Source organism: Bacillus cereus (assembly GCF_002567495.1).
Lineage (GTDB): Bacteria > Bacillota > Bacilli > Bacillales > Bacillaceae_G > Bacillus_A > Bacillus_A cereus_AQ.
Map to the genome: position 1 here is coordinate 1 of NZ_NVAP01000096.1, position 5,113 is coordinate 5,113.

A 5,113-nucleotide genomic window follows, 5' to 3' on the forward strand; every position below is an offset into this window, starting at 1 on the left:
CTCTTCTACCTTTGTTGCTTCTTTATCTTCAGTTTGCTTTTCTTCTATCTTTGATGTTTCTTTATCTTCAGTTTGCTTTTCTTCTATCTTTGTTGCTTTCTTTTCTTGAGCAATTGCTTTCGTTGATGTATTAGAAGGAATAAACAATTGGTATGTCACTATACCAACTGTCACTAATACCAAAGTAAATGCAATATTAAAAATTGCCTTTTGACGACGATTCTGTTGTTTTTCCTGAAATCTGCTTACTTGTCCCATTCCTCAAACCTCCGTGTTTACTTTCTCCTCTACTCTTTATGCATTATTCCTATAATTCTTAATATTTTTATTAAATGATAGAAATAAACTACACTTTCCATACAGGATTTTATATCATAATAAAATTTGTGTTTTTCAAGCATCTGACATATGTTATTCAAAATAGTTTAATACATTAAAAATTGATAAGCTTCTGCACTTAAGAAATCTTCAATTTTATTCAAAGGTGATTCCAATTACGTCCACATTAAATCTCCTGTAGAAAGCTTTTTAACAATTAAACCTCTTCTTCCCTTATTTATAATTTTTAAATTAAATTTCCCTCTATGGTATAATAAAGATGTTTCGTTTTCTAATGGGGTATGTCGTAAAATCAAAAGGGATTTTATCTCTTTTACCTTCTTTTCAGAGTAAATTTCACCACTAGGAAATTCTATTATTCCTAGTGTAATCCTTAATTCGCTCTCATCACAAAGCCATTCCTTATTAAGTTCCCTTATCTTTTGTATAAAGCTTCTTTTGGTTTGTCCTATATAGAGCAGTGTTACCTTCTTAGCATATACTCTAGAGATTGCAAATATCCCCTTCTTAGAAGCTTCTTCCCTATTATAAAAATCATTTATGCTATACATTCCATGCCATTTAATATGTACTGTTTCTATGAATTACACCTCATTTTTAGATAATATTATAATTTCTGAATGTTCAAATTATAATGGTTACATTGTCTTGATTACTTGAATTATAAATTGTGCTTTTCAATAATACATTTTATTATTACTAATTTCAATAATGCAGAAAAAATATAATATTATAGTTTAATTACAAAACTATATATAAACAAAGTGATGTCGTACCAAATATTTTATTTTTTTCAATATCAGACTATCGTGAACAAAAGTTAGAGAGTTATGGAATAAAATATAATGTGTATTTACATGCATTGCTTTTTAAAAGATGTTTTGAAGTTTGCAACTGAATTAAAAAAATATAGATTTTTATTACTCTTTTTGGGGGATATAGCAAAGTGGGATCTTTTATATGCACATTACTATACCCAACTAGATTTCGATATAGTATTTTTTGCAATTCATTGATTTTTTACCAAACACGTATAAAAATCAATAGTATGAAAGCAAACTACTGGTGAAAGTTTACTTTCGGTAAAATAAAAAAAGAACCTGCAAATCTGCAGATTCTCCTGATAATGATTTAAATAAGTAAGACCCGAAAATATAATACAATGATTCAAAAATAAGTTCAAGTAAATCAAAAGAGCCCGCTGGAGTTCGGGTTCTTTCAGAAGTGATGATGTTTTCTCGGCTTCGCAAAGTGAGAAAATACAAGAATATAATACATCGAGATTTAGAGAATTTCAATACTTAATTTAGGAGTTATTTTAATATGATGTAACACCAACATTTTGAAGGAATAGCAATGAATATCCTATACATGTAACACCAACATTTTGAAGGAATAGCAATGAATATCCTATACATGTCCCATCAACATAACGCATTATTATAGATAGAAAGAAAAAGACAAATCCCTACTTTCACAATAAATTCACTTTTTTACTCTAGTCATTTTTTATGCATTCCTACCCACGGTTTTAGGGTTCTCCTTTGTTACTGGTTAGCCGAAAAACTGTATAAAATCCTGCCTGCTCTTAGCGTGGGGGGGCAAAAATGCTTGCGGTATCCCTACTATGTAATTAATAAAATTAGATAGCGCCCTTATTCTATCTTTATAGTTTCTTTCGATAAATATTTAAAAGCCACATCAAAATACCCCTTTTTTCCCCAAGTATCTGAATTACCAATTAGGGGTAGCTCTCATCGCTATCAAGCTAAAAAAATGTATTCATAAAAAGAAAAAATACGCTATTCTTTCTGTAGAATCATAGGAGAGGATAGCGTTTTTTTAATTTTATGGAGAACTAACTATTTCTTTTTTTATAATAAGAAAGGGAATTTATTATCATATTAATTAAACATATAAAGATAAGTGAGTACTTAAAAATAGTACTTTTATAATTTCCAAAAAACAGAAATAGTATAGCTAAAAGTGCTATTATACTAATAATTAAATGATACATATATTGAGACTGTTTCTTCATTAATCATCCCTCGTTATTCATTTAATGCAAATATACAGATTATATATTATCGTAGAATAAATTATGCCAAATTGCATATCTAAATAGCAAGATACCACCACATCCCTCATTAACTAAAAAAACAACCTGATTTTTCAAAGAAATTACCTGTAGAAAAAGAAAAATTTTATTTAGGGGGTATATCAAAAACTTAGCTTGATAGCGATGGGGTAGCACCACATCGCTATCAACTTAAGAAATACATTCTTCCCCAAAATGATAAAATTAAACTTTTGTACTATAAAAAATATAGAATTTCCGTTTAGGGGATACTTTAAAATCTTAGCTTGATGGGCATGGGGTAAAGCAAATTCTTAAGTTGATGGGCATGTACACATACCCCCAATATAAATCTTCTACCTTTTTGTTTCGTTGGTTGTTTATTAATTGGTGTTTTCTGTCTTATTCCCCTTTTTCGGGGATGGGCAAAGAAACCCTGTAAGTGCTTTAAAGCTTTTGCATTAGAATTAAAAATAGCAATTCCCATGAGCGGAAATTGCTATTTAATAAAATATTAGACCTGTAATTCTATTGCTTGTTTCGGTCTGATTTGTTGAATTAAAAAGATACTATAACGAATCGCCACATAAATCACCATAGTGCTCGCAATCATTGTTTCAATGATGCTGAGTGTATACCCAAATGTACCGTAATAACCTAAGTATTTTAATGTATTTGTTAAAGCTGTTGCACAAATTACAAGCGGGAATGTAAAGGCCGCATAACTTGGATAAAATGACAAACGTAATAATTTAGGCAACTGGCATAGTACAATGACATATAAGAATTGTGAAAGAATCAGTAATGCCCAAACAAGGCCCAGTGATTTTATATGAAAATGGGCTACATATGCTGCTAGTGACAGTGAGCCAGGCGCACATAAAATTGTAATAAGAGGTAGTGTTGGCATTTCTAAGTTGCACATTAAAAAAATACGAATCCACACGATTGGTAATAAAATAGTATATGATACAATCGATGCCCAAAATACGACAGTTGTCATCGATGATGCAAGGCTACCAGCAGTTAATGGCATAATAGCCATTCCAACATACATAATGAACCAGCTTGGATAAATATGAGTCATTTTAACTCTGCTTTTTATAATAAAATGATACGTAAAGTAAATCATTAATATAAAATGAATGCTGGCCGCGATGCCCCAAATGATTTCCCAAATGACGCTTTGTGCCATAAAGATACTACAGAGTACCATAACAGCCATTGTAAATGTTGGTGATACAGCGGCGATGATTGGGTTTTTTAAATCTTGTAATACTTGTTTTGGTGTGAAAACAATCTTGCAAATCATGCCTACTAAAAAAACAAATCCAAGTGTTATCATCATATAGGCAAGCCCATTAACATGGAAGCTAAATTGCAATTTTGCTACTGAGAATAAGGCTAAAATCAATCCACTTATCGGAATCGGAATGCACTGTAATTTTTTAATCATTGAATATCTCCCCTTTGTGATTTTAGTATACTCTCGCAAAAAACATTTTAAAAATACATAATTTCAATTATAATTATTTGAAAATCGAATAATAAAGGGGTTATTGAATTGATTGAAACCTTGAAAATTTTTATAAAAATATATGAACAACGCAACTTCACACGTGCTTCCGAAATATTGTTTATTTCACAGCCGACAATTTCAACGAAAATTAAACAGCTGGAACAGCGACTTAACACCACTTTTTTTATTCGTAAAGGACCAAAAAGTATCACACCGACTGAAGCTGCGCATACCTTTTATGAATATGCTCTCCAAGCAGTAGATGCCTGGAAACATACAGTAGAACAATTGCAAGATCAACCAAAACGTATTCGTTGTTTAATCGGATGCTCTAATACGATTGGTGTGCATTATTTACCCTCAATTATGTCAGCATTAATTGAGGCGTTTCCATATGTCGATTTCTCGATTCATATGGAGAACTCTGAGCAAGTTGCTAGCCTCGTAACGAAGCATAAATTTGACATTGGGTTAATTGAAAAACCAATTGATACACATCCACTTCAAAAAGTAACACTTTGTACGGATGAACTTGTATTTGCTGGTAATATCGATAGCCCGATCTGGCTCATGCGGGAAAAACACTCTGGTGTTCATTTTTTCAATGAGCTCTATATTGCAGAACAAAATATCAACGCACAGTTTATTGAAGTGAATAATAATGAAATAATTATGAATTTGCTTAAGAAAGGCATTGGAAAAACCATTTTATCCAGGAAAGGGTTACCCGAATCCGTCCCTTTTATCGAACTATCTAATCGATATCATCGTCCACTATATGCTTTGTACCGTTCTGAAGAAGATAGTCCATTCAAAGAGATTTTCGAACATTTGCAAATATCATTCAAAAGTTAAAAAAGCGTCCTCGCAAATATGAGAGCGTTTTTTTAATAATGCCTAGTGTGTAATTTTTGTCTGTTTCTATTTTGTATAAGCTTTTATCTATATATAGGGGGGGCCTCCACATTGCTATCAACTTAAGAAATTAAATGTTCCCAAAACAAAAAAATGGGCTGAATTCTCATGGGCATCTATGAAAAGACCAAATTTTCGTTTTGGGGGCACTTCAAAATGTTAGCTTGATGGGCATGGGGTATCGCCAGCATTTCGGAAAAACCCCACGCTAAGCAAAAAATAAAATAAGCTGCCTATGTAGACAGCTTATTTAGTCGGGTAAG

The 5,113-nt window shown here is 31.6% G+C and carries 3 protein-coding genes and 1 pseudogene; 1 reads left to right on the plus strand and 3 read right to left on the minus strand.

Annotated features, from left to right (window positions below; genetic code table 11):
• From COK05_RS30330 to COK05_RS30345, 3 genes and pseudogenes are all read right to left on the minus strand, one after another.
• Positions 1-258 (minus strand): annotated as a pseudogene (locus COK05_RS30330) (DUF1510 family protein); the annotation flags it as partial.
• A gap of 236 nt (positions 259-494) precedes the next feature.
• Complete coding sequence (locus tag COK05_RS30335) at positions 495-890, minus strand: sodium:proton symporter (protein WP_098615478.1); 396 nt, start codon at positions 888-890, stop codon at positions 495-497.
• Between the two features lie 2,040 nt (positions 891-2,930).
• Positions 2,931-3,872, minus strand: a complete 942-nt coding sequence (locus COK05_RS30345; protein WP_098615479.1) for a TDT family transporter — start codon at positions 3,870-3,872, stop codon at positions 2,931-2,933.
• A gap of 108 nt (positions 3,873-3,980) precedes the next feature.
• On the opposite strand from COK05_RS30345, the gene COK05_RS30350 reads away from it, so the two are divergent.
• Positions 3,981-4,790, plus strand: coding sequence for a LysR family transcriptional regulator (locus tag COK05_RS30350; protein ID WP_098615480.1), 810 nt, complete (start codon positions 3,981-3,983; stop codon positions 4,788-4,790).
• Positions 4,791-5,113 lie beyond the last annotated feature (323 nt).